The sequence below is a fragment of the Candidatus Sarmatiella mevalonica genome (assembly GCF_016751895.1).
GTDB classification, from domain to species: domain Bacteria; phylum Pseudomonadota; class Alphaproteobacteria; order Rickettsiales; family Rickettsiaceae; genus Sarmatiella; species Sarmatiella mevalonica.
On the sequence record NZ_JACVVM010000111.1, the window covers coordinates 1 to 2153 of the forward strand.

The 2153-nt window shown below is 36.2% G+C and carries 3 protein-coding genes; 2 read left to right on the top strand and 1 reads right to left on the bottom strand.

Features of this window, described 5'->3' with window-relative positions; translation table 11 throughout:
* A partial coding sequence (locus tag Sarmat_RS06585) for a transposase (RefSeq protein ID WP_202149542.1) occupies positions 1-301 on the top strand: 301 nt, incomplete at its 5' end.
* Positions 302-778: 477 nt separating this feature from the next.
* Complete coding sequence (locus Sarmat_RS06590; protein ID WP_202149955.1) at positions 779-1276, top strand: CarD family transcriptional regulator; 498 nt, start codon at positions 779-781, stop codon at positions 1274-1276.
* A gap of 416 nt (positions 1277-1692) precedes the next feature.
* Here the strand turns inward: Sarmat_RS06590 and Sarmat_RS07515 are convergent, their stop codons facing one another.
* Positions 1693-1827, bottom strand: a complete 135-nt coding sequence (locus tag Sarmat_RS07515) for a transposase (RefSeq protein ID WP_202149956.1) — start codon at positions 1825-1827, stop codon at positions 1693-1695.
* Positions 1828-2153 lie beyond the last annotated feature (326 nt).

Genomic DNA, 2153 nt, shown 5'->3' on the forward strand with positions numbered 1-2153 from the left:
AAAGCAAAACTTTCCGAGGCTGGTAAAAGTTTTAGCAGATCGGGGGTATCAAGGTGATTTACAAAAATGGTTTTATGCGCATACGCAGGGGTGTTTGCTGAGCATTGTCAAGCCGGTGGACAGAACGAGGGGGTTTAAGGTTCAGCAATGGCGGTGGCTTGTGGAACGCTCGTTTGCGTGGCTGGGTAATTTCAGAAGATTATCCAAGGATTATGAGATTTCCCCTTCATCCGCTAAGGCTTTTGTTCAATTAGCTTTCACAAAAATTATGCTGAATAGGTTAGTTAAATGTTTTGCGTGACTGGTTCTAAAGCGATAAGCTCAGCAAATAATAATGTTTTTGAAATAATGGTATCAATAATGAGACAATCTTGTTTATTATAGCACAAGTCGTATTTGATTGCAAAAGGGTATTAGCTATAGGAGCGTGGAGGATAGATGTCATCAGGGGCGAGGTTTTATAGGAGTTCTATTGAGATGGCGTCATTCATAGTGTATGTTTTTAAGTGAAGCAACTACCATTTAAATAGCGACGATGAGTGACGGTGCATAATCGCTGATGTGTGCGCGTGGTAGTTATACAACAATGTGGTATGATGTATCATTAATTAACAAATGATATTTGTTTTTGATGAGTGGATGATAGGCGTTGATATTGTTTTTAACTATTTTTTACTATATAATTACCCTTGTAATTTGGCATAGGTTTGATTTACGGTAAGTGATGCGCTGTAGGTTATACTTATATTCAAGATGAGTTGCTCAAGGTATTAAGGAAATGAACAAAAAATTTGAGATAGGCGAACAGGTAGTCTATCCAGCACATGGAGTTGGGAAAATAGTTAATATTGAATCCCAAAAATTAGGAGATATAGAGCTAGAAGTATATGCTGTTTTTTTTGAAGCAGAAAAGATGACCTTAAAAGTTCCCGTGGATAGCGCTCAAGAATGCGGTCTGAGGAAATTGGCTGATCGCAAAGAATTGACTAAAATGTATAAAACCTTACAAAGCCAACCAAAGCAAGGTTCTAGAATGTGGAGTAGGCGCGCTCAGGAATACGAATCTAAAATTCACTCAGGTGATATTCTAGCGATAGCCGAAGTGCTTTGTGCCTTGTACAAGAACGCACTTTCTGATAGATCCTTCAGTGAAAGAAGTATATATGAGCTTGCTCTACATAGGTTAGCCCAGGAGGTTGCTGTGCTAGAAAAGATATCTATGGAGGATGCTTTAGAGAAGCTTGTGTGTATGTTACGCGATAGATTTGCAGCTTAGCTTGAATATTGCATGATGGTAGAATTAAGCATAAGCTTCTGGGGGTGTTAATGCTAAAACCTAATCTTGCGCAAAATTTGTGTTAAAAAGCGCTTCCCAATCTACCATTTTTAGATTTTAGACGTAATACCCCCTTGCTCCATTTTCTATAAGCGCCAGGGACAGCGCTAAATTAACTTATTCCAAAACTAATTTCTTCATTATAGTTTGCCATAAATGCTGGTAAGGATACGATGAAGATAATAAAACTTGATGCGCCTAGTATTACGAATAATTACCGCTCCTATTTTAAATAATTTTAATCGTATTGTACCACCTGAGCGGTTGCTAATTCACTGCCTTGTAGGAATTTATCACGTAATATTCTACAAGGTATAACTGAGAACTGATAAAAACATTCTAAATTGATTAGCCCATCATTTATAACAGGAAGTACGATCCGCAAATAGTTCTAATTGCCGTTCCTTTATCCGGTTTTCCATATTACCGCGGGCACAATAAACTGTATCATATATCCTAGACCTCTTGCGTAAGTATATAGAATTGGAAATTACTTACAGGGAGGGGTTGATATTTTTTATAATGGGACCGTTGTAAGATGAGATTTTAGAAAATTTTGTAGTTAAAATTTTTGTTTGAGTGATTTTATAAGGAGTTTGAGTGATTTTATAAGGATTTTGCTATTAAAAACTGCATAGTTTTTTAGTCAAATCAGAAATTAATCTCATTTTTAGCTGTTTTAGTTTTGTTATAAGTCTAAATAGATGTATTTTTACCTGTTTTATGCAGCAAGGACGGTTAAACGCTTTAAATTAAAACAGATTGCATTCATAAATTCAGCAAATTGATTTTTTGCTATTCCTACATATCGCAGTCG

What these genes read in the sequence shown, in the direction of transcription:
- Sarmat_RS06590 (WP_202149955.1), top strand. Translation starts at nt 779, where the DNA reads ATGAACAAAAAATTTGAGATAGGCGAACAGGTAGTCTATCCAGCACAT.